Genomic DNA, 23,409 nt, shown 5'->3' with positions numbered 1-23,409 from the left:
AATCAATCCTATTCCACTGATCAAAAGCCTCTCAAGGCGTCGACAATTGTTAAAGTCGTACAGGCTGTCCGCACAGATTAGTAGTGGCAGCGCATTTTGCATCGATGCTGAATCGATACAAAAACCGGAACACGTTCTCAAAAATGAGGAAATCTGCTTTTTATCACCTAAGCAGAAGCGACAAAAAAACGGCAAAAAAACGGTAAAGAAACGACAAGTGAACGAAAAAAACATATTGCATTTTTTTACATCGAAACTAGCGCAGCTTCGATCTTTATTGACGCCCACCGCGTTTAATTCCGGAGGCTACGAATGAGCGTAGCTTCGACTGGCGCTAAAGAAAATGCAGCAGATACAAATAAATTTTCATTATTAGAACAACTGCGTGCTAATCCCAAGTTACCAATAATTATTGGCGGCGCGGCGGTGATTGCCGCGATTGTCGCCCTTTGGCTGTGGACGCGTGCGCCCGATTATCGCGTACTGTTTAGCAATCTGTCAGACCGTGACGGCGGCGCCATCATCGCTTCATTGCAGCAAATGAATATCCCTTACAAATTTGCAGACGGCGGTGGCGCTGTCTTGGTCGCATCCGATCAAGTCTACGACGCGCGTCTCAAACTGGCCTCGCAAGGGCTGCCAAAAGGCGGTTCGGTTGGGTTCGAATTGATGGATAATCAAAAATTCGGCGTCAGTCAGTTTGCTGAGCAGGTTAACTATCAACGCGCATTAGAAGGTGAAATTGCCCATTCGATAGAGTCCATCTCTTCCGTCGCTACCGCGCGAATTCATCTCGCCATTCCTAAACCATCGTTATTTGTCCGTGATCAGCAAAAGCCAAGCGCCGCAGTGATCCTGACACTACATCGCGGGCGCGCAATTGATGAGGGCCAGGTGAGCGCCATTGCTCACTTGATTTCCAGCAGTGTGCCGGACTTGAACGCGAATAACGTCACGGTAGTCGATCAAGCAGGAAATCTACTTTCGGTGCCAAGCGCAGGCAATCGCGGGCTGGACGCGAGCCAACTCAAGTTTTCTCAGGAAATAGAGCAAAGCTATATTCGTCGCATAGAAGCAATTTTGCAACCAATTGTCGGCTCTGGAAATGTGAAGGCCCAAGTTGTGGCCGACATTGACTTTGCAACAGTCGAAAATACCGACGAAAAATATCGCCCAAATCAAGATCCGGAAAAAGCAGCAATCCGCAGTCAGCAATCGAGTGACTCTAATCAACAGGGCGCCACTCCGGCAGGCGGCGTTCCCGGCGCTTTATCGAATCAACCGCCACTCAACCCAACAGCACCGATTGTCACCGCAGCCGCCAACCGACCATTGCCGGGCGCAACGGCCGCCGCCGGTGGTCAATCAACCACGCAGGCAAGCGCAAATCCAATCGGCGCAGCCAATCGGCCTGCAAGTACTGGCGGTTCCAGCAACGTACGCCGCGATGTCACTACCAACTATGAGGTTGACCGCTCAATTCGTCATGTTCAGCAGAGCGCTGGCGGGATCAAACGATTGTCGGTTGCTGTTGTCGTCAATTACCGTGGCATTCGCAATGCTCAGGGAAAAATAGCTGCACAAGCGATTCCGCCAGCTGAACTAGAACAAGTGCGCAATCTCGTCAGGGAAGCAATGGGTTTCAACACTGAGCGTGGCGATTCGCTCAATGTTGTCAATAGCCAGTTTGTTTCCTCCGAGATTGTAGAACCGGTATTGCCATGGTGGCAGCAACCTGAAAATATCGCTCTGGGGAAGACATTGGGCCAATACCTGCTCATTGCTGTACTTGGCCTCTGGTTGTGGTTTGGCGTGCTACGGCCATTATTGCGCAAATATCTGGCACCACCATTAGAAGTACCGCAGGCATTGCCAATCAATGCTGAACCGGCCGAAGACATCCCGGCAGAAACTGTCTCCTTGAGTGCGGAAGCCCAAGTGCGTGCCAACATGCGTCATCAGGAAAATCTGACGCATGCCAAAGCTCTTTCAGAAAAAGATCCAAAGTTGGTGGCGATGGTGATTAAAAATTGGATGGACTCAGGGAAGAACGCCAATGGATAACGAGGGAATCAAAAAAAGCGCAATCCTCCTGTTATCACTCGGCGAGGATGGCGCCGCCAATGTATTTAAACATATGACACCGCAGGCTGTGCAGGCGCTGTGTGTAGTTATGTCCCAATTGCGTAACGTAAAGCGCGATCACATTTCAACGGTACTCGACGAATTTCGGGTAGAGACCGAGCAATTCTCGGCCATCAGTCTGGATTCAAGTAGCTATATCCGTGCCGTTCTGAATAAAGCGGTCGGCGGCGATCGTGCCTCCGACCTGATGGAAGACATTCTCAATTCGGCCGACCATACGCGTGGTATCGAAAGCCTGAACTGGCTCGAAGCGACTGAAGTCGCCGAACTGATTCGCGACGAACACCCGCAAATTATCGCCACCATGATGGTGCATCTGGAGCGCAGCAAGGCATCCAAAGTATTGGAATTACTCGACGAACGTCTGCGTCATGATGTGGTTCTCCGGATTGCTACTTTTGGTGGTGTACAACCTGCTGCATTGAATGAACTAACCGAAGTATTGTCTGGTCTGCTTTCCGGACATGGCACAAAACGCAGTCGACTTGGCGGTGTCCGCGCAGCCGCAGAAATGCTTAATTTAATGAGTAGTGCGCAGGAAGAGTCGGTCATTCAACACGTACGGAATTACGATGACGATTTGGCACAACGCATTGTTGACGAGATGTTCCTGTTCGAAAACCTGCTGGAAATCGACGACCGCGGCATTCAAATGCTGTTGAAAGAAATCGAATCGGAAACACTCATCATCGCTCTCAAAGGTGCACCGCAGGAATTACGCGACAAATTCCTCAACAATATGTCACAACGCGCTGCAGAAATGTTACGTGACGATTTAGAACTACGTGGGCCGGTACGTGTGTCTCAAGTAGAAACCCATCAGAAAGTGATTCTACAAATTGTCCGGCGCTTAGCTGATTCTGGTGAAATTATCATGGGCGGGCAAGGCGATGACGCGTTTGTCTGATCTCGATCATAAGTCAGCACCACCGAAGTCGCTTGCCAAGCGACCCACCGCCTTAAAGTCCAAAGAGTCTTTAAGCGCGTGGGAACGTTGGGAAATGGGATCATTCCAGACAACCGGACCTGCCGCACCTCCACCCGGCAGCGCCAGTCAAGACCTTTCGGCTAATGAAGAACCTACTCTAAAACAACTCCAACCCGTGCTTCTGATTGATGAGGCCGAACTGACACGACTGCGGACCGAAGCAGTTCAGGCGGGCCAGGAAGAAGGCCTTAAGTTAGGTTACCTCGAAGGTCAAAAGCAAGGCTATGCCGACGCTATTGCCCTGGGCGAAAGTGAAGCAAGCCAATTGCGTGTGCTCACGGCTTCGCTATCAAGCGCCTTACGCAATGTAGATAAAGAAATCGCCGATGATCTGATAACCCTGGCGCTGGACATTGCGCGACAATTGGTTTTAAGGGAACTCGCGACTGATCCAGAATTGATTCTGATAGCAGTCCGGTCGCTATTGCAAACTGAGCCTGCCCTGAGTGGCAACCCCCGACTTTTACTGCATCCGGAAGATTTGACGCTGGTCAAACAATATCTGTCTGATGACCTGCAAACCGCGGGCTGGTTGCTGCGCGCTGATCCCAGTCTGAACCGCGGCGGATGTAGAGTGCATGCGACCAGCGGTGAAATCGACGCCACACTAGAAACACGCTGGCACCGGATAACGACTGCACTTGGTCGCAGCGAAAAAAATCTTAATCATTCGCCATGATTAAAATGAACCTCCACGAAACCGATAACTACGCCGATACCGATCTTGCCGCCTCGGCGGCGACCAACGCCCATCTTCAAACCTGGCGGCGGAGTCTTGGTAGTGCCAGTATCGATATTGCTCGCAGCACACCAATCCGCACTTACGGTCGGCTGACGCGCGCCGTCGGTTTGGTGTTGGAAGCGGTCGGATTACGTTTGCCGGTCGGCAGTGATTGCCTGATCGAATTGCCTCAAGGTTATTCCCAACGTACCACCGAAGCCGAAGTCGTCGGCTTTGCCGGTGACCGTACCTTTTTGATGCCACGGAGTGAAGTCGCTGGCTTGATACCCGGTGCACGCGTCTATCCAATGACGGCAGCACCCTCCTCGTTGATAGCAAACGATGCTGAATCAGGCCATATTGATGAGCCAATAATACAGAACGGTGCCAAGCGTTTGCCAGTCGGTTCGGGCATGCTGGGACGTGTGGTCGATGCTATGGGACGTCCACTGGATGACTTAGGGCCGCTCAATTTTTCCCGTGAAGTGCCACTTTCTGCTGCGCCAATCAATCCATTGACCCGCGCGCCGATTGACTCAGTGCTGGATGTCGGTGTACGCGCCATCAATGCTTTACTGACAGTCGGGCGCGGTCAGCGCATGGGCTTATTTGCCGGCTCCGGCGTCGGTAAAAGCGTATTGCTCGGCATGATGGCGCGCTATACGAGCGCTGACGTAATAGTGGTTGGCTTGATCGGCGAACGCGGCCGCGAAGTAAAAGATTTTATAGAAAACACGCTCGGCGCAGAAGGAATGGCGCGTGCAGTAGTCGTTGCCGCACCAGCAGACACATCGCCATTACTCCGTCTGCAAGGGGCCGCTTATGCAACTTGTCTGGCTGAATTTTTCCGCGATCAAGGCAAAGATGTATTACTGATCATGGACTCACTGACACGCTATGCTATGGCACAGCGTGAAATTGCGTTAGCGGTCGGCGAACCACCCGCGACTAAGGGTTATCCACCATCGGTATTTGCCAAGTTGCCAGCATTGGTTGAAAGAGCCGGTAACGGTGCACGCGACGCCAGTGGACAAGGTGGATCGATTACCGCTTTTTATACAGTGCTGACAGAAGGCGATGACCAGCAAGATCCCATCGCTGACGCCGCCCGTGCCATTCTGGATGGTCACATCGTCCTATCGCGCAGCCTGGCTGAAGCGGGCCACTATCCTGCAATTGATATCGAGGCATCCATTAGCCGCGCCATGACCGCATTGATCACGCCACTACAATTTGCATCGGTTCGGCACTTCAAGCAAATGCTATCGCGCTACCAACGTAATCGTGATTTGATCAGTGTCGGTGCATATGCCGCCGGTAATGACCTGCAATTGGATAAGGCCATCGCACACTATCCTGAAATCGAAGCATTTTTACAGCAGGAGATGGATGAACGTACCGGTGTCGAAGAGTCACTGGCCCGATTAAATGCCATCTTTTCCCGGTCCTGACCCGATCTGAAAGAAGCCCATGTCCAATACTTTACCGCTCGCCATGTTAATTGAACTGGCTCAAAATAAAACCGACGAATCTACTCGTCGACTCGGCCAACTACAAAATGCCCACACCAGCGCAGCGCAAAAATTGGCGTTGCTACTGGAATATCGACAAGAGTATTACGATAAGCTGCAAGCCCAAATGCGCGATGGCGTGCCGTCGGCGCGGTGGCGTAACTTTCAGCATTTCATCGGAACATTAGACGGTGCTATCGACCAGCAAAGTGCGATTGCCGCGCAAGCGGATACGCGCTTGTCGAATGGCCGTATCGACTGGCAACAGAACAAACGTCGTCTGTCATCATTCGGCACCTTAGCCGAACGCAATCGACAACGACAACTTGGCATACTCAACAAGCGTGAACAACGCGATAGCGACGAACATGCCGCCCGACAATTCCAGTTGCGTACCGCGACGGACTAATTTTTAAGGAACTCTCATGTCTCTCGCTCTTGCGGCCATCGCCGTTACTCAAAGTAATTTCGTTAGTGACAGTTCTTCGATTAAAAATATCGACCAAAATGCAGCGCATAGTTTTGGGAAAGAATTCGATCAGTCTCTTGAAAAGAGTCGGTCCGCCAGCAAGGACACAGACCCGAGCGCAGAAAAGACATCGGATCAACCGCTGAAAAAACACCTTGAACTTACGAGCCTCGATCAAACAACATCACCAGATCAAACGCCATCATTAGGGCTCGCCCTGATGGAGATCAGTGAAAAGCCCGCTGTAACGGCAAAAGGTGTTACAACCGATGTCCCGTCCAACCCTCTTAACACTCTTCCATCGGCGGCAGATACACAATTGCGAGATGCGATGGCGACGACCAACAATAGCAACCGCCATCATTCTCACGCTACTACCAAAGAGTTCAGTACAGATAACGATCAGGTTAGTGATCAAACTCACTACGGCACTGCTGCTGAGTCAGCCCTCAGCAAGAACAATGTGAGTATTGATCAAAGGTTGTTTGGCCAATCGACGGAACACAGGCAAGCCGCGTTAAATGATAGCAAGACAGCAAACACGGAAGACAAGATAGCCTCGCCCGCTGAAAAAACGCATGCACAGAATATCCTTGCAAATGGGACTGGATTCCAACAGCAATTTGATAAAGGTAACGACCAAAGCCGTAAAGATGAGCAATCCAGTGCAAAGCATGCGCTGGCAACGGCAACATCCAAGACAATCGCAGGAGATCTTGCAGCCAACACAAGCCCTATTTTGGATCAGTTTAATATTGCAGGATCAGCTGCAATGATACCGGTTGTGCATTCTTCGCCGTTATCGCCAAATATGAATAACCTCGACACGAACCTGACCAATCCTGTGCAACTGCACCTCGGTCCTTCGGTCGCCAGCGGTGATTGGGGTACGGCGTTAGGAAAACAAGTGGTATGGATGGGCAACAATAACCAACCCGTCGCCGAACTACATTTGAACCCGCCAGACTTAGGTCCATTAAAAGTGACGCTGACTTTCAATGACAATCAGGCACAAGCGCAGTTCATATCAGCCCATCAATCAGTACGGGCAGCCATCGAAGCAGCGTTGCCGCAGTTGCGTAGTTCACTTGCGGAAAATGGTATTAATCTAAGCAATACGTCAGTCAGCGCCGATGCACAACAACAGCAACAACAGCAACAAAGCGCCTTTACACAACATGACGGAAAGCAATCCGGCCAGCGCAACCACGGAAGCACAGAATCAGGATTGTTGGCGCAGTCGAAGACAAACCAGAACGTGACCGTTCAACCATTGCGCCCTCAAAGCAGCCGTGGCGTTGATACATTTGTATGAGGCGGTAGCACCAAGCAGTGATATCAAGTGTTTTTTTAACAATGAAGACTCCAGAAACTGTACGTCGATATTTTCCTGCTTGCGGTAACAATTTCTTCAGCATGTTTATCACAATCAATTGGGCCGAAGTGGGACAAGGTTTATTTCGAGCAAACAGCTAATAGTCGAAGCGCTGAGTTGAAGTAATTTATCCCTTTTGATTAGCAGATAGTTTCTGGCGCTTATCGCCAACAATGAACGTCAGAATTTTATGCAGGCATATGATGGCGACCATTATTACCAAACCAACGGCAATATCGAAAAAAGCCAAGGTTGTTTTCTCCGTAACGCTATTGCTCGTCGCGGCCATTACTGGCGCTATTGCCTATTATATAGGCAGCATTAATAACGTCGCTCGCACCAATCTGAGTACGCCGCAAGAAGTCAAAATTGAAGCACCCATTTTTGTTGCGTTAGAGCCATTCACAGTCAATTTGCGCTCGGATGAGCGTGAGCGCTTTCTTCATATCGGCATCACGCTAAAAGTCGCAGATGCGGGATCACAGAGCACAATTGCACAGTATTTACCTGAGGCCCGCAGTCGGGTTTTGTTGATGCTAGCGGATCGAACACCAGATTCTCTGATCACGGCAGACGACAAAAAACAACTATCCGTCGAAATTCTTAAGACGCTCAGCAAGCCTCTTTCAGCTGACAAGCTGACACAGCGGATAACCGACGTTCTGTTTACTTCGTTCGTGGTGCAATGACATTCTGATATAGAGATATTAAATCAAGGCGATTAAAAAATATGAAGCCAAAGCGCCCCAATGGACGATCAAATAGATGTGGCCATTGAAGATGAATAATTAGCGAAAACAGCAGACTTTTAATAAAGTGCAATAGTAATGATGAGATTATTCAATGGCTTATGAACAGCTACTGTCTCAAGATGAGGTAGACGCTTTACTACAAGGCGTCGCTGGTGATTCTGAGAACACACCGCTGCCACCCATTGCACCGGGCAGCGTCCAGTCTTACAACCTGGGGACCCAGGAGCGTATCGTACGCGGCCGCCTCCATACACTTGAAATTATCAATGAACGCTTCGCACGCCAATTGCGCAGAGGATTGTTCAACTTCATGCGTCGCACTGCTGATATTTCTGTGGGAGCGGTAAATATTCAGAAGTACAGTGAGTTTGTCCGGCATTTACCCGTTCCAGCGAATATCAATCTGGTGCACATGAAGCCGTTACGCGGCACGGCACTTTTCGTCTTCGACCCTAATCTGGTATTTTTGGTAGTCGATAATCTGTTCGGTGGCGAAGGTCGCTTTCATATGCGGGTTGAAGGGCGCGATTTCACACAAACCGAGCACCGGATCATCCGACGTTTGCTGGATCTGGCGCTGGAAAGCTACCGCGCTGCTTTTAAACCCGTCTATCCCATCGAATTTGAATATATTCGTGCAGAGATGCATACCAAGTTTGCCAATATTGCGACTCCGAATGAAGTCGTAGTCAATACAACGTTCCACATCGAATTCGGCCCGATTGGCGGTGCGCTTCACGTCTGTATTCCGTATTCGATGATTGAGCCAATTCGTGATCTGCTCTCCAATCCGTTACAGGACGAAGTGGAAATAGACAAGCGATGGGTGAAGCAACTATCGCAACAAGTGCAAAGTGCAGACGTCAAGCTAAAAGCCGATTTCATCACCCTGCCCTCAACTATCGGCCAGCTATTGCAACTAAAAGTAGGCGACGTTTTACCGATCGATATGCCAGAAACGATTCTGGCAAAGGTTGACAATGTTCCTGTGATGGAATGTGGCTACGGTACATCAAATGGCCGCTACGCATTGCGTGTAAAGAAAATGATTAATCACCGCGAAAGCGATGCAAGTAAGGGGAACGACAATGAGTGATGACAAGCAATCGGACAAAACCAACAATGCGGCCGATGACTGGGCCAGTGCGCTGGCGGAACAAACCATGGGATCATCACCAACGGCACCCGTTCCGATGACCACAGCAGAAAAGACTGAAAGCACAGCCAACGTATTCCAGCCTTTACGCGGCGAAGGCGTGGGCGTCGATGTTCCCAAAGCAGATATCGATATGATTCTCGATATTCCGGTACAACTGACTGCCGAGCTGGGTCGCACCCGCATTACCATCAAGAATTTGCTACAACTAGCGCAAGGCTCAATAGTCGAGTTGGATGGGCTCGCCGGTGAACCTATGGATGTGTTAATTAACGGCTATTTAATTGCGCAAGGTGAAGTCGTTGTTGTGAACGAAAAATTTGGTATTCGTCTGACCGATATCATTACACCGTCTGAACGCATTCATAAACTGAATCGATAATGTTGTCGTCTACCTCTGCGAAGCGATTGATCGCGATTTTATGCATGCTGCTGACCGTACCGGCGCTAGCCAACGCATCGTCAGCATCTAATACAATCGGAACGCCTTTAGCATCAACAGTTAGTGCAGCATCTGCGCCGGCATTCGCTGCGGCCTCGGGAGCTGGCGTGGCCGGCTCTCCGTCTTGGGGCGCTGCGGGATTACTGCAAGCTGCTTTCGGTTTGATTGTAGTCCTCGCCCTGATTTTTTTATGCGCATGGGTGGCGCGTCGTCTGGGTATGCAACGTCAAGGCAACGGCAGCCTGCTCAAAGTAGTCAGTAGCACAATGGTCGGCCAGCGCGAACGGGTTGTGATTGTCGAAGTCGCTGGCACGTGGGTCATACTTGGCGTCACGCCGGGACGAATCAATGCGCTACATACCATGTCCGCTGAAGCGACGACTGAATCAGTTGTATCGGCTGGGTCGGCTTTATCAAATAAGCCATTTGGTAGCGGGCTTGCCGCCAGCTTTGCGCAAAAACTACAAAAATCGATGCTAGGCCAACAAACAATGAGCCAGTTCAACACCAAGCCAGCAGAAAATTCAAAGTCCGACTAATGTCAGCACCAAACCTATTTCGTCAAGACACCGGTGTCCGCCTTACGGTTGCCGCCCTGATTCTATTTTTTGCCTTAATGCCTGCGCTTGCCAGTGCACAAGGAATTCCGGGCATCACCACCACACCAGGTCCTGGAGGCGGCCAAACCTGGTCGCTGAGTGTCCAGACGATGCTGCTGCTGACATCGCTGTCGTTCCTGCCCGCAATTTTACTGACCATGACGGGCTTCACTCGCATCATCATCGTGCTCGGATTATTACGGACGGCCATCGGTGCACAGTCCTCGCCACCAAATCAAATATTGGTTGGATTAGCACTCTTTCTGACCTTCTTTGTCATGTCTCCGGTATTCGATAAAGCTTATACCGACGGTTACAAACCTTTCTCTGAAAATAAAATCACCGCAGAGCAAGCACTCGAAAGAGGTGTTCAACCCTTTAAACAATTCATGCTAAAACAAACCCGCGAAGCCGATCTGGCCTTGTTTGCCAGATTAGCCAATACCGGTCCAATGCAAGGTCCAGAGGAAGTGTCGCTCAGGATTTTGGTACCGGCATTTGTCATCAGTGAGTTAAAAACGGCATTCCAGATCGGCTTCACCATCTTCATCCCTTTTTTGATCGTCGATCTGGTCGTCGCCAGTGTCCTGATGTCAATGGGGATGATGATGGTGCCGCCCGCCACCATCGCGTTACCATTCAAACTCATGCTATTCGTATTGGTTGATGGCTGGCATTTGTTGATCGGCGCTCTGGCCCAAAGTTTTTATACCTAGAGCACATCTTTTTTATTCCCGTTTATTGCCTATCCAAAATGACTCCTGAAACAGTAATGGCCCTTGGCTATCAAGCCATGAAAATCACCTTGTTACTAGGTGCTCCGCTACTATTGGTCGCGCTCATCACCGGCCTTATTATCAGCCTGTTCCAGGCGGCGACCCAGATCAACGAGATGACGCTCTCGTTCATTCCAAAGCTACTTGCGGTATTCGCCACTCTGGTTATTGCTGGTCCATGGATGCTCAATATCATTCTCGACTACATGCGTCAGTTGTTCTCCGGCATTCCACAACTGGTTGGCTAATGCAGCCAGCTCTATCCGTCACATCTGCACAGCTAACCTTTTGGATAGCGGCATTTTTATGGCCGTTTGTAAGGATGTTAGCGCTAATTAGCACGGCCCCAATATTTGGTGAAGCGATCGTCCAACGCCCACTGAAGGTCGGACTGGCAGCGCTGCTGGCAATGGCGATAGGCCCTACTCTCGGTCCGATGCCGAACGTTCCATTAGTATCTGCTGGCGGTGTCTGGATTTTGATGCAGCAGGTAATAATCGGTGGCGCGATGGGATTTTGCATGAAAATGGTATTTGCAGCGGTGCAGTCAGCGGGCGATTACGCAGGCCTGCAAATGGGCTTATCGTTCGCTTCCTTTTTCGATCCGACCAGCGGCGGCAATACCATGGTCTTGTCGCGGCTTCTGAACATGTTAGCTATGTTGATTTTTTTGGCACTGGACGGTCATCTGATGGTGATCGCTACATTGGCGGAAAGTTTTCATATCTTGCCAATTTCTGATGCGCCACTCAGTGCAAATGGTTGGTATGTTTTAGTTCTCGCAGGGGCGAATGTGTTCTCTGCCGGACTGATGTTGGCGTTACCGTTAATTGCTGCATTGCTGACGTTAAATCTGGCAATGGGGATTCTCAATCGGGCATCGCCTCAGTTGAGTATTTTTGCGGTAGGGTTTCCTTTGACGTTGCTTGGTGGGATAGTGGTTTTGCAGATGTTGATTCCGCACTTGGGGGTGTTTCTTGAGCGGGAATTTGCTTGGGGGATGGGGACTATGTTGGGGGTTGTGCGTGGGTTGAGGGGATAGGTTGGTCGGTTGTGATTGTTTGTTTTGCTGACTTGGTTTTTATTTCGTGATGAATTGGATCTTGGTTAAAAGCGACTTCAAAGGCAGCACAAGGTGCCAAATTTCGGTATTATTTAATTAAAATGGTTAGTGCTCCGTGGAAGCTTGTCGGGCTACCCCGGACCAGCTTCCACGGAGCACCAAACCACGTTAATTAACGAAAACCAAAAAAACGTAAAAACGCACCAAGAAAGCATTCAATGGAAAACTTCATCTCAAGATCCTATCTATTTGTCCCGGCAAACCGCCCAGAACGCTTCGACAAAGCCTGCGCAACAAACGCCGACGTAGTAATCATAGATTTAGAAGACGCAGTCCCAGCAAGCGAAAAAGAATCCGCCCGCAAAGCACTAAAAGCCTGGCTATCTCCAGAAAAATCAGTATTAGTAAGAATCAACAGCGCCGACAGCGAATGGTTCAGCGAAGACCTGAGTTTATGCAAAATGCCAGGCATAGCAGGCATAGTGCTCCCCAAAGCCGAACGCATAGACGACCTAGCCGTAATCGCCCACGCCGGCGCAGAAATCATCCTACCACTCATAGAAAGTGCCCACGGTATATCCAATGTCAACGCACTAGCCCGATCACCCCGCGTGCAGCGCCTACTATTCGGCTCAATCGACTTCAGCCTCGACCTCGGCATCACCGAAGGTCATCAGGAATTACTCTACTTCCGCTCCACACTCGTACTCGCCTCCCGCGTGGCAGGCATCCAGGCCCCGGTAGACGGCGTCACAACCAGCATCGACGACATCGACGCAATCCGCAACGACACCCAACAAGCGCGGCGATTAGGATTCGGCGGCAAACTCTGCATTCATCCAAAACAGGTAAATTATGTCAACGAAGGATTCGACCCTAGCGCAACCGAACTAAGCTGGGCCAAACGCGTGCTTGAAGCAGCGTCCACAGCCAATGGCGCAGCCGTAGCCATCGACGGGAAAATGGTAGACCGACCGGTCATGTTACTCGCGCAACGGATACTGAGCGACGCCGAACGTCGAAGCCGTCAACAAAAAAATACCTGATAAAAAAGGGTTCCATCGTCAAAACATTGGAACCCTTCAATCCCTTGAACCAACAACCCAAATAATTGGCTTATTCGACAGCATTCGGCCACTGAAACAACGGCAATTGCTTCTGAATAAAACGACTAACCGCATCACGATGGTATCCAGTCGAACGCGCCAACCCCTGACCATTCGCCTCCATCTCCAACATCGTCGCAAGATTGCTATCCAGCGAAGTATTAAGAGCGCGCTTGGTCAAGCTAAGCGCCGTCTGCGATGCCTGGGTAAAACTCAACGCCAGTTGCCGCGCCCGTGCATCAATACGCTCGGCTGAATGTATTTCAAACACGATGCCCAAGTGCCGGGCTTCTTCAGCATCAACTTCCCGCGTCGAAAACGCCAGTTCCTTAGCGCGTTGCAGACCGACCACGCGTGGCAACGTATACAACATCCCGCAATCAGGTATCAACCCCAACCGTAAAAAGGGCATGCAAAAACGCGCACGCGGTGTGGCAATAATAAAATCGGCCGCCAGCGCCAGACCGAAACCAGCACCATAAGCCACGCCATCAACTGCGGCAATCACCGGTCGGTCAAGGTTAAGCAAATCAGCCAGCCACCTATGCAAATCAGCCATACGGTTGCGTGCCTCTTCTGCATTGGCTCCGGCATCCATCGTACGCACATCACCGCCCGCACAAAAAGCACCACCCGAACCAGCGAGGATGAGTGCACGAATTCCGCGGTCGCTCTTAATCGAGGACACCACTTCACTCACTTCCCGCCGCATCACCATATCAAGCGCGTTCTTTTGCTTTGGCCGGTTCAGAGTCAGCGTTGCAACCCCTTCCGATACGGTATAAATAATTGTTTCCATTTCTGTCTGATCCATTTGAGTCTCCGTCAGGACTTAATTTAATTGCAGCGCAAGCGTCAGGATCAGATCGGGTCCCAACTGAATACATCGGCAGACCGATCAAGCGCAAAAAATGAGGCCTTCAACGCTGGCATCGCGTGTTCTGCGATGCTCTCGGGCGTCCACCCCTCCGAGCGGTGCACTGACCGTACCGGGCGCGGCTGGCTCATCAGAATAATTTCATTGTTACGCACGGCGAACACTTGTGCGTTGACATCTTTTGCGGCATCGCTAGCCAGATAAACCGCGAGCGGAGCAATCTTGTCTGGTGTCATCAGTTTGAGTTTATCGACTCTCGCTTGCTCTGCTGGCGTGTCGGTTGGGATCGAACTGGTCATGCGACTCCATGCAAACGGACAGATACAATTGGACCGCACGTTGAAGCGTTGCATGTCCAACGCAATCGATTTCGACAACGCGGTCACACCCAATTTGGCGGCCGAATAATTAGCCTGCCCCAAATTGCCCACCAAGCCAGAAGCCGAGGTCATGTGAACCAGACTGCCCGAACCCTGCTCTTTGAAATGCAATGCGGCGGCTTTGCTGGTGTAAAAAGCGCCATAGAGATGGACCTTTAATACGGTATCCCAGTCTTCCGCGCTAAGCTTGTGAAAAATCCGGTCACGTAATATGCCAGCATTGTTAACCACGCAATCGATACGACCGAAATGATCAAGCGCAGATTCGATGATGCGCGCTGCGCTACTTGCCTCGGATACGCTATCGCTGTTGGCAATTGCCTGCCCGCCAAATGCTTTGATCTCGTCAACGACCTGCTGGCCCGGGTTGACCGCCAGCGGATCGCCGCTGAGTGAAGCGCCAATATCATTGACGATCACTTTAGCGCCAGAACGTGCCATCGCCAGCGCAATATCGCGGCCAATGCCACCACCCGCGCCGGTCACAACGACTACTTTGCCTTCAATCATGTGGGAATTTGTCATATCGTAGATCCTTGAATATTATTTAAAGTGCCGCTTCTGTGCCAAGAATGGCCGTCGCCTGCGCTGACAGCGTGCCACCGTTGGCATGCACGATGGCGGTTTGCGCACCTTCAATCTGCCGATCGCCGCCCTCACCGCGCAACTGGCGCACCGCCTCGACCGTGATGAACATGCCGTACATGCCGGGATGCACGCAAGACAGGCCGCCACCGTTGGTATTGACCGCTAACCGGCCGCCGGGCGCAATGCCGCCGTTGGCGACAAACGCACCACCCTCGCCTTTTTTGCAAAAGCCCAGATCTTCCAAAAACAGAATGGTATTAATGGTGAAGGCGTCATACAGTTCCACCACGTCGATATCGGACGGCGTCATGCCTGCCATCGCAAACGCTCGCTCGCCAGATTCTTTGGCAGCCGTGACTGTCACGTCCGGCATGCTGGATATCTGGCGATGCCAGGTCGCGCTGGCATTGCCTAACATGTAGACAGGTTTTTTCGCTAAATGTTTGGCGCGATCGGCACGCACCATGACATACGCAGCAGCACCATCGGTGACCAGACAGCAATCGCGTACAGACAGCGGATCAGCGACCATCCGGGATTTCAATACATCCTCAATCGACAATGGATCGCGCATAAATGCTTCTGGATTAAGTTGCGCCCATTTACGTGCAGATACCGCCACTTCGGCCAACTGTTCTCGCGTGGTGCCGTATTGATGCATATGACGTGCCGCGGCAAGCGCATAGGCCGATATCGGCATCGCTGGCTGGTACACGCTTTCGTAAGGCATTGGATCAAGGATACGGCGCGCCTGACCGCTTTCCGCACGACCAATAGTGCCGGTGCGCTGGGTGCTGCCGTAACACACCAACACTGCGTCACAGATGCCCGCATTGAGCGCCATCGCGGCTGGCATCATGTGCGATACAAAGCTGGAGCCGCCTACCATCGTGCTATCGATTAGCTTAGGCTGAATGCCCAGATATTCAGCAACCGGCAAACCCCACATGACAGCATTGACGCTGGCGGTGCAAATACCATCAATATCGCGCATATGCAGGCCAGCATCGCGTACGGCGTTATGCGCCGCTTCGGCCAGAATTTCCAATTCCGTGCGCCCGTGCGCCTCACCCAGGCCAGCTTGACCGATGCCAACAATGGCGACTGAACCTCTCAAATCTCGCACATCACGCGGGCTCATTGTGCGTCTCCAGCTGGCGTAAAAATAATCATGGTTTGCGCGTTTTCTGTAACGATGCTGGCTTTCACTGCCATTCCAATGCTGATCTGATCGAACGGAATACCATCCACCCGACTCATCATGCGCACGCCCTCCTCCAAATCAATCAGCGCAATGTTCAGGTCGCCACCGGCATCCGCTTTGCGCCGCACTATCGTCGTTGAATATACCGTTCCGTTGCCGTTGGGCGTGACCCAGGCTAGATTTGGAGAACCGCAATGGCTACAGATGACGCGTGGATAAAACACGTGTTTTGTGCAAGCGCCGCAGCGTTGAATCTGGAAAGTGCCAGCCTTCAGGGCGTCGTAATACACCTTTTCTGGTCCCGCGCCTGTGAACATGGTGGACTCTGACATATTCTTATTCCTTTTTAGAGGTATTGCTGATGTTATAAAAGTTGCAAAGCCAGCCTCCAAAGCCTAAGAACTCAGGCAGGCATAGTTGCGTAATTTTTTTATAGCGCGTCCAGAATCTGCTGTCTGGCCGTCCGGTATTCAGCGCTTAGTCGGGCGATGAGTTGTGCTGTCGGCGGTCTGTCATTGATGTTGCCGATACCCTGTCCCGCACTCCAGACGTCCTTCCAGGCCTTCGGTTTGTTGAAATCCATCTTGGACGGATCAGAGACCGGCAAGTTGTCCGGATCCAGACCGTTACGCGTGATGCTCACCTTCAGATAGTTCGCCGGTACGCCAGAAAAGTACGGCGTATAAACGATATCGGCTGCGCTTGCATCCATGATCATCTGCTTGTGTTCGTCGTCTGCGCTCGCTTCCTGCGTGGCGATAAAGCGCGTCCCGATATAAGCCAGATCGCAACCCATCGCTTGTGCCGCAAGAATCGCGCTACCGTTTGTAATCGCGCCGGATAAAACGACCAAACCATCGTAAAAACTGCGGACCTCATTCACCAGCGCAAACGGGCTGAGTGTTCCTGCATGACCGCCAGCTCCAGCGCATACCAGAATCAATCCGTCGACACCGGTAGCCAGTGCTTTTTTTGCATGACGCACATTGACGACATCACTCAGCACAATGCCGCCATAGCCGTGGACCTGTTCGACCAGCCCTTCAGGCGATCGCAATGAAGTAATAATAATCGGCACCTGTTGGCGTATGCACACTTCCAAATCTTCTTGCAAACGTTTGTTCGATGGATGGACGATTTGATTCACAGCAAACGGGGCAACCTTCGCATCCGGGTGTACGGCTTGATATTCAGCCAACGCTCGTTTGATGCGCACGATCCATTTTTCCAGCTCTTCCTGTGGCCGTGCATTCAGCGCCGGAAACGAACCGACGATACCGGCGCAGCACTGCGCTATGACCAGTTCCGGGCCAGAAACAATGAACATTGGCGATGCAATAACTGGCAGCGCCAACTTGCCTTTTAATTGTGCGGGTAAAGGCATTACTGCTTCTCCTGAGAGTTTTGATGAGATTCAAACGCATGGCGCACGATGACTGAAGAATAATAGTTGTCGAATAACATCTCGTCTCGTCAACTTTCCGCATTTGACTTTTAGTAAGACTGCAATTCCGGTTTCATCGTAGAATGTCAGACTCGTTAATTCCGTACAATTCACATTTTTCAAAGAGGGAATTAGGCTTAGCTTAACTACACCGCCGCGACTTCAACGTGACGGCTGGCTTGCCTTGTTAAAACACATGGCTATTCATTTCGACTTGGTTGATCTCAGGTTATTTGTCTATATCGCAGAAGAAAACAGCCTGACGCGCGCCGCGGTTCGAGCTCACCTGTCACTGCCAGCTGCAAGTATCAGGATCAAGAATCTCGAACAATCGATTGGCACCAAGCTGCTCAATCGCGAAAATCACGGCGTCACACTCAGACCGCCGGGTCAGGCTTTGTTGCATCATGCAAGACAAGTTCTCAATCAGCTGGAAAACTTGCGCGGCGATCTGCAGGAATACGCTCACGGCATTAAAGGCCACGTTCGGATACTGGCCAACACAACGGCAATGACAGAGTTTCTCCCCAATGTATTGAGTCATTTCCTCTCAACCCGTCCAGATATCAATATCGACCTGCGCGAACGTCTCAGCAGCGATATCGTGCGTGCCGTCAGCGAAGGCACCACCGATATCGGCATCGTCGCAGGCACCGTGCGCACCGAAGGTCTGCACGTCACACCGTACCGCAGTGACCGTCTGGTGCTGGTTACCGGCCCTGACCATATATTGGCGCAAAACGGGCCAGTCAGTTTTGCCGATACACTGGAATACGACTTCATCGGGTTGCACGAAGGAAGCGCCATCCATTCATTCCTCGCCAACGTCGCCAGCGAACTACGCGTCACACTGAGACTTCGGATTCAGGTCAGCGGCTTCGAAACAGTGTGTCGTATGGCTGAAGCAAATATTGGCATCGCGATCTTGCCCGAATCGGCTGCGCGACGTTACTCCAGACACATGGCAATCAAGATCACACGATTAAGTGATTTATGGGCCATCCGCAATCTGGTCACCTGTGTTCAGGACCCGGAAATGCTGCCTACTTTCGCACGCGAGCTGATGACATGCCTGGAACTGGACCGCGATGAACATCTCGCGTTTGACCGAGCCTGAAAATTACAGGTAGCGTGCCGACACGCTACCTTATTCAATTAAATCGGGCCTTCATCGTACGGTTCGGTACGGCTGTGTAGACCCCAACCTACTGCATCAAAATCCCTGAACATCAGGCCTTCTCGCGCCCGAAATACAGATCATGCAACGCGCTCAGATCGACCTCCGCCGCCGGTTTGGATAAAAGCACCTTTCCGCCCTGCATCAAATACACATAGTCAGCCACACCCACCGCCCGATGCGTATTTTGCTCAACCAGAACAATCGTGCGACCCAGACTTTTCAGACGTTTCAGGATTTCAAACAGTTCTTGCACCACCACCGGCGCTAATCCCAGCGAAGGTTCGTCGATCAGGATCACGCCGGGTTCCGACATCAGACCGCGTCCCATCGCCAGCATCTGCGCCTCGCCACCGGAAAGCGAACCGGCCAGTTGCGAGCGACGTTCCTTCAGACGCGGAAACATATCGTAGGCCATTTCCAGATTAATCTTGACCTTGGCACGACTGCCTTTGTGAAAAGCGCCCATGATCAGGTTCTCTTCAACCGACATCTCACGAAAAACCATCCGTCCTTCCGGGATCATGGTCATCCCGTGATTGGCCATATCCCAGGTATTGGTGCCCTTAAGCGACTGTCCGTCTAGCCGAATATCGCCCTGACTCACCGGTAAAAGGCCCATAATCGTGCGCAGCAGCGTTGTTTTTCCTGCACCGTTGGGACCGATGATGGTTGTCAACTTTCCCCGTTCTATCTCAAGCGAAACGTCCCACAAAATATTGATGGCGGCATAACCGGCGCGTACCTTTACGATTTCAAGCATTGCTGTCCCCCGTATAACTCTTGATAACCGCTGGATCACGAAACACCTGTTCAGGCGGTCCATTGGCGATCAACTGACCAAAGTTAAGCACACAGACGCGGCTGCACATCGCGCTGATGGTTTCAATATCGTGCTCAACGATCAGAATACCCAGCTTATATTTTTGGTGCAGATCCTTGAGCATGCTCATGAAGCGACGCTTGCCGGTCACTTCCAGTCCGGCCAGCACCTCGTCTAATAGCAACAATCTGGGTTCTGTCGCCAGCGCCTTGGCAACTTCTAGCGCTTTCAGCTCAGTCAATGCAAGTTCCGTGGCGGCGTTGCGGTCTGCCTTGTCCGAAAGATTCAGAAATTCCATAATTTCATCGATCTTGTACGGGTCCACTTTCCCCGTCCCAAAGCGCTGCGCTACCAGTAAATTTTCACGTACTGTCAACTGGTGCATCGGCTGTGGGATTTGAAACGAACGGCCGATACCGCGCCGTGCTCGCTGGTGCAACGGCAGTTTCAAAATGTCTTCATTCCCGAATATAATCCGTCCACTGGAAGGACGTACCAAACCGGAAATGGCATTGAATAGCGTGGTCTTTCCCGCGCCATTCGGGCCAACCAATCCGACTACCTCATGCGAGCCGATTTCCATATTCACGGCGTTGACCGCTATCAGACCGCCGAACCGAATGGTGATATCTTCAAGCTTCAGCATGACTAACCTCCTGAGTTTTGCCCGAGGTAGCAGGCTGTTTGCGCCTTTTGAACTTATCTGCCACAAGAGGAACCAATCCGGTTGGGCTCCATAAGATCATCGCCACCAGCAGGATGCCGAGCACTATTTGATGACCACTGGGCAGCAAACTTTTGAAGATCAACTGATCAATCAGGTACACCGCCGCTGCGCCGACCAAGGGTCCAAAAATAGTACGGTAGCCGCCGAAAATAGCAGCAATGATCGGCACGACGGTCCAACCGGCATCGAAAGCATAATCAGGTGCCAGAAAGTTAATGTAATGGGCATTAAAAGCACCAATCATCCCAGTCATAAAGGCTGACAGCAACAATATCATCGCTTTCAGCAGCGTACTGTTGACGCCCACTACGCGGGTAGCATCTTCCGACTCCTGCATGGCACGCAAGGCCAGACCGTAATAGCTGGCACGCGTGCGGTCATAAATCCAGACGAATACAACCACCAATGTCAGGATCACCAGATAACCGCCGACCTTGCTACCAAAATCAAAACCCAACACATGTGGCAATGGCGGGATGCTGGACAACCCGCCGCTGCCCCCGGTAAGGCTGTCAAACTCAGTGACCAAAATACGAAATATCTGAGCGTAAGCCAGGATGACCAGCGCAAAGTAAGGCCCCTTCAATCGCAACGCTGGCAACATCATCAACGAGGAGAGCGAAGCGCCAACGCCGCCTAGCAGCATGGCCGGGAACACAGGCAGACCGAGCTTGAGGGTCAGCAACGCCGACACATAAGCGCCCACACCGAAAAAAGCCGCCTGACCAAAGCTGACCATGCCACCCAAATTGCCCAGCAAGGCCCACGCCAGCGCGATACCGCCGATGGTGACCGAGGCCACAATCAGGCTCATCAAATAACGATTGGAACCGAACAATAAAGGCACCGCGATATACATGGCCGCTGCCACGACGATTAACATGACTGTGCGCAATTTCATCCGCGTCTTCCTTTCGCGCCGAACAGGCCGTTCGGCATCACAAACAACACCAGCAGAAACAACAACATACTCGTCATTTCCTGCAAAGCTGAGCTGTATAACGTCACCGTCAAAGCCTCGGCAATGCCAATCAGCATACCGCCCAATAACACGCCTGGAATTGAACCAGCGCCTGCCAATACAGTGATGATGAAGGCCTTCATCGTCAGGTGGCTTCCCATTGACGGTTGAATAACCGAAGAACTATAGATCGCGATACCGGCGAAAGACGCCAGCAGCCCCGATACGAGGAAAGAGATCAGTTCTGTCCAGCGCGGATTGACGCCCATCAGTTTGGCGGCATCGCGATTACTCGACACGGCACGCACCGCGCGACCATACCAACTACGCGCCAGCCACCACCAGACCCCGATGATGAGTACCAGACTGATCACGAAGAAGGTGATTTCACTCGTCATGCTGTAAAACGGCCCGAGCGTGACTGGCTGTTGAAACCATGCATCGTTGGTCGAGTGGATATCGGCCTTCCAGATCAGCAATACGGCGTTGGTCAGGATGATCCCGATGCCGTAGGTGAGGATCAGCGAATTTAGCTCACGATCTTTTTCAATCTTGCTGACCAGAAAATACACCATCACCGAGGTCGCGCACACCACCACTATCGCCAGCGGTATCGCGAGTATTGGATTAAGGTGCCAGTTATTCTCTGCCATATAGGCGATGTAAGCTGCCAAAAGGACCAGTTCGCCATGCGCCAGATTAATGATCTTCATGGTACCGAACACCAGCGCCAAACCCAGCGCAATCAGCGCATACGCGCCACCAGCCAGCACCCCGGAATAGAGAGACTGTACAATCAATTCAAACATTTTTACCTCCTTGGTATGGCCTCACACCTTGTGTGAGGTTGGCAAAAAATGCGTCGTGCATGAGGATCACGTCAAATTTCGGTTTGCTTACGCTCACCATGAAACCTTCGGAAAGACCATTTTCCCAGTGGCATACTGGCTCGGCCATACGATGGCGATATCACCATTTTGCTGAAATTGCCCCATATGGGCGCTGTAGCTTGGATTGTCGCCTTTGGCATCGAAGGCGACCGGACCAAGGAGGCTGTCGGCGGTCTTGGTTTTGCGCAGTTCATCAGCGAGGCCGCCCTTTGCCAGCATACCGGTATTGTGCGAACGCAAGATTGCCTCGAATAACAATTGTGCATACACAAATGAGGTTTGCGAATGATAGGTTGATGGCGTGTGGAACAACCGCTGGAACGTCTCAGCAAATTCTTTACTGCTAGGCGTGTCGAATTTGGGTGGCGAGGACAGCACTGTCGCGCCGTACACGTAAGGCATCAGATCAGGAAAGGACGCCGCCATTTTTGGCGTTGCCAGACTCCACGGACCGACGATCGCCTTGAGGTTCGGGCGGATGATGCGCGCTGCACGCAGGATGCCGACGTAATCGGTTTCATAGCCGACCATCGCAATCGCTTCTGATTTGTCCTGCAACTTGACTTTATTCAGGATTGGTTTGAAATCGGTGATTGCTGCGTCGAACGGATGCATGGTCAGCTTTACACCTTTTAACTCAAGCGCTTTTTTTAACTTGTTTGCGAGGTCGGTTGTCGCATCGCGGGTTGAATAAAGTACCGATACGGATTTAATTCCCATGTCGGTGTATAGCCCGACCATTCCAGATGCGTAGCCGCTGGTGTTACTCACGCGGAAAAACTTCTTCAGGCCGCGATTGACCATCTCGTCGCTGGTTCCGCCAGAGGTGATATATACCAGGTCAGCCTTATTGGCCGCATCGGAGGCTGGACCCGCATTGTTGGAATTGGCGCTGCCGGCGATGGCGACTACGCCTTGCGAGGCTAGTTTTTCTACCGCGGCTACTGCCTTGGCTGGAGTTGACTCGTCGTCTACTACTATCAGCTTGATCTTGTTCTTGGGGTTCTGGCGGTTGAATACGTCGGCTGCAACTTGTATGCCTTCTGACATTTCGTTGCCAGCTAAGGCTAGCGGACCGGTTAGGGGTAATTGGACGCCGACCTTAAATTCTTCGGCTTGGGCGTTTGCATGCATGGTGGCGATGCAAATAACTAGGGCCAATGTGGATTTGAATTGCTGCTTCATACTGCTATCTCCAATCTGGTTTTTTTATGTCGGGACTTATGCAGAACCGC

Annotated in this window: 25 protein-coding genes; 15 read left to right on the top strand and 10 right to left on the bottom strand. The window is 51.5% G+C overall.

Going from position 1 to position 23,409, the window contains the following annotated elements; all coding sequences use genetic code 11:
- Nucleotides 1–312 precede the first annotated feature (312 nt).
- The 14 genes from fliF (at nt 313) to ACXX82_RS21170 (ending at nt 13,043) form a co-directional block, all read left to right on the top strand.
- Nucleotides 313–2,064, top strand: coding sequence for a flagellar basal-body MS-ring/collar protein FliF (fliF, locus tag ACXX82_RS21235; RefSeq protein ID WP_323507149.1), 1,752 nt, complete (start codon nt 313–315; stop codon nt 2,062–2,064).
- Nucleotides 2,057–3,052: a flagellar motor switch protein FliG gene (gene fliG / locus ACXX82_RS21230; RefSeq protein WP_322238167.1), complete on the top strand. Its 996-nt coding sequence runs from the start codon at nt 2,057–2,059 to the stop codon at nt 3,050–3,052. Before fliF ends, fliG begins: the two co-directional genes overlap by 8 nt.
- Nucleotides 3,009–3,812, top strand: a complete 804-nt coding sequence (gene fliH, locus ACXX82_RS21225) for a flagellar assembly protein FliH (RefSeq protein ID WP_322238165.1) — start codon at nt 3,009–3,011, stop codon at nt 3,810–3,812. Before fliG ends, fliH begins: the two co-directional genes overlap by 44 nt.
- Before the next feature lie 5 nt (nt 3,813–3,817).
- Complete coding sequence (fliI, locus tag ACXX82_RS21220; RefSeq protein WP_323507147.1) at nt 3,818–5,305, top strand: flagellar protein export ATPase FliI; 1,488 nt, start codon at nt 3,818–3,820, stop codon at nt 5,303–5,305.
- Between the two features lie 19 nt (nt 5,306–5,324).
- A complete protein-coding gene (fliJ, locus tag ACXX82_RS21215) occupies nt 5,325–5,774 on the top strand; it encodes a flagellar export protein FliJ (protein WP_458563652.1) in 450 nt (149 codons plus the stop codon).
- A 16-nt stretch (nt 5,775–5,790) separates the two neighbouring features.
- Nucleotides 5,791–7,149, top strand: a complete 1,359-nt coding sequence (locus ACXX82_RS21210; protein ID WP_458563651.1) for a flagellar hook-length control protein FliK — start codon at nt 5,791–5,793, stop codon at nt 7,147–7,149.
- A gap of 260 nt (nt 7,150–7,409) precedes the next feature.
- A complete protein-coding gene (fliL, locus tag ACXX82_RS21205) occupies nt 7,410–7,898 on the top strand; it encodes a flagellar basal body-associated protein FliL (protein WP_323507145.1) in 489 nt (162 codons plus the stop codon).
- 154 nt (nt 7,899–8,052) lie between these two features.
- Nucleotides 8,053–9,057 (top strand): flagellar motor switch protein FliM, encoded by a 1,005-nt coding sequence (gene fliM / locus ACXX82_RS21200; RefSeq protein WP_322238154.1) that lies wholly within the window; start codon nt 8,053–8,055, stop codon nt 9,055–9,057.
- Nucleotides 9,050–9,499 (top strand): flagellar motor switch protein FliN, encoded by a 450-nt coding sequence (gene fliN, locus ACXX82_RS21195; protein ID WP_322238152.1) that lies wholly within the window; start codon nt 9,050–9,052, stop codon nt 9,497–9,499. The genes fliM and fliN overlap by 8 nt, the downstream gene beginning before the upstream one ends.
- Nucleotides 9,499–10,098, top strand: coding sequence for a flagellar biosynthetic protein FliO (gene fliO / locus ACXX82_RS21190; RefSeq protein WP_323507144.1), 600 nt, complete (start codon nt 9,499–9,501; stop codon nt 10,096–10,098). Before fliN ends, fliO begins: the two co-directional genes overlap by 1 nt.
- A 77-nt stretch (nt 10,099–10,175) precedes the next feature.
- A complete protein-coding gene (gene fliP / locus ACXX82_RS21185; protein ID WP_503421166.1) occupies nt 10,176–10,874 on the top strand; it encodes a flagellar type III secretion system pore protein FliP in 699 nt (232 codons plus the stop codon).
- Between the two features lie 38 nt (nt 10,875–10,912).
- Complete coding sequence (fliQ, locus tag ACXX82_RS21180; RefSeq protein WP_322238146.1) at nt 10,913–11,182, top strand: flagellar biosynthesis protein FliQ; 270 nt, start codon at nt 10,913–10,915, stop codon at nt 11,180–11,182.
- Nucleotides 11,182–11,976, top strand: a complete 795-nt coding sequence (gene fliR / locus ACXX82_RS21175; protein ID WP_322238144.1) for a flagellar biosynthetic protein FliR — start codon at nt 11,182–11,184, stop codon at nt 11,974–11,976. Before fliQ ends, fliR begins: the two co-directional genes overlap by 1 nt.
- Nucleotides 11,977–12,215: 239 nt before the next feature.
- Nucleotides 12,216–13,043 (top strand): HpcH/HpaI aldolase/citrate lyase family protein, encoded by an 828-nt coding sequence (locus ACXX82_RS21170; protein ID WP_458563649.1) that lies wholly within the window; start codon nt 12,216–12,218, stop codon nt 13,041–13,043.
- A gap of 70 nt (nt 13,044–13,113) precedes the next feature.
- On the opposite strand, the gene ACXX82_RS21165 is transcribed toward ACXX82_RS21170, so the two are convergent.
- The 5 genes from ACXX82_RS21165 to ACXX82_RS21145 all read right to left on the bottom strand — a co-directional run bounded on the left by ACXX82_RS21165 (nt 13,114) and on the right by ACXX82_RS21145 (nt 17,536).
- Nucleotides 13,114–13,902: an enoyl-CoA hydratase/isomerase family protein gene (locus ACXX82_RS21165; protein WP_458564037.1), complete on the bottom strand. Its 789-nt coding sequence runs from the start codon at nt 13,900–13,902 to the stop codon at nt 13,114–13,116.
- Between the two features lie 62 nt (nt 13,903–13,964).
- Nucleotides 13,965–14,870: an SDR family NAD(P)-dependent oxidoreductase gene (locus ACXX82_RS21160; RefSeq protein WP_323507436.1), complete on the bottom strand. Its 906-nt coding sequence runs from the start codon at nt 14,868–14,870 to the stop codon at nt 13,965–13,967.
- 37 nt (nt 14,871–14,907) lie between these two features.
- A complete protein-coding gene (locus ACXX82_RS21155) occupies nt 14,908–16,089 on the bottom strand; it encodes a thiolase family protein (RefSeq protein ID WP_458563648.1) in 1,182 nt (393 codons plus the stop codon).
- Nucleotides 16,086–16,484 (bottom strand): Zn-ribbon domain-containing OB-fold protein, encoded by a 399-nt coding sequence (locus tag ACXX82_RS21150; protein WP_458563647.1) that lies wholly within the window; start codon nt 16,482–16,484, stop codon nt 16,086–16,088. Before ACXX82_RS21150 ends, ACXX82_RS21155 begins: the two co-directional genes overlap by 4 nt.
- A gap of 98 nt (nt 16,485–16,582) precedes the next feature.
- On the bottom strand, nt 16,583–17,536 hold the full coding sequence (locus ACXX82_RS21145; protein ID WP_458563646.1) for an NAD(P)H-dependent flavin oxidoreductase: 954 nt from the start codon (nt 17,534–17,536) through the stop codon (nt 16,583–16,585).
- Between the two features lie 256 nt (nt 17,537–17,792).
- Between ACXX82_RS21145 and ACXX82_RS21140 the strand changes: the two genes are divergently transcribed.
- Entirely contained in the window at nt 17,793–18,713 is a 921-nt protein-coding gene (locus ACXX82_RS21140) for a LysR substrate-binding domain-containing protein (protein ID WP_322238134.1), read from the top strand.
- A gap of 112 nt (nt 18,714–18,825) precedes the next feature.
- Here ACXX82_RS21140 and ACXX82_RS21135 read toward each other — a convergent pair whose 3' ends face one another.
- The 5 genes from ACXX82_RS21135 to ACXX82_RS21115 all read right to left on the bottom strand — a co-directional run bounded on the left by ACXX82_RS21135 (nt 18,826) and on the right by ACXX82_RS21115 (nt 23,359).
- Nucleotides 18,826–19,536 (bottom strand): ABC transporter ATP-binding protein, encoded by a 711-nt coding sequence (locus tag ACXX82_RS21135; RefSeq protein WP_322238132.1) that lies wholly within the window; start codon nt 19,534–19,536, stop codon nt 18,826–18,828.
- Entirely contained in the window at nt 19,529–20,242 is a 714-nt protein-coding gene (locus ACXX82_RS21130; RefSeq protein ID WP_458563645.1) for an ABC transporter ATP-binding protein, read from the bottom strand. Before ACXX82_RS21130 ends, ACXX82_RS21135 begins: the two co-directional genes overlap by 8 nt.
- Nucleotides 20,229–21,224, bottom strand: coding sequence for a branched-chain amino acid ABC transporter permease (locus ACXX82_RS21125; RefSeq protein ID WP_322238128.1), 996 nt, complete (start codon nt 21,222–21,224; stop codon nt 20,229–20,231). The genes ACXX82_RS21130 and ACXX82_RS21125 overlap by 14 nt, the downstream gene beginning before the upstream one ends.
- Nucleotides 21,221–22,093: a branched-chain amino acid ABC transporter permease gene (locus ACXX82_RS21120; protein ID WP_322238126.1), complete on the bottom strand. Its 873-nt coding sequence runs from the start codon at nt 22,091–22,093 to the stop codon at nt 21,221–21,223. Before ACXX82_RS21120 ends, ACXX82_RS21125 begins: the two co-directional genes overlap by 4 nt.
- A 93-nt stretch (nt 22,094–22,186) precedes the next feature.
- Nucleotides 22,187–23,359, bottom strand: coding sequence for an ABC transporter substrate-binding protein (locus ACXX82_RS21115; RefSeq protein WP_322238124.1), 1,173 nt, complete (start codon nt 23,357–23,359; stop codon nt 22,187–22,189).
- Between the last annotated feature and the right edge of the window lie 50 nt (nt 23,360–23,409).

It is taken from the genome of Glaciimonas sp. GNP009 (genome assembly GCF_054343755.1).
Note: the sequence above shows the minus strand (reverse complement) of the source record. Positions and strands in the feature narration are given on the sequence as shown.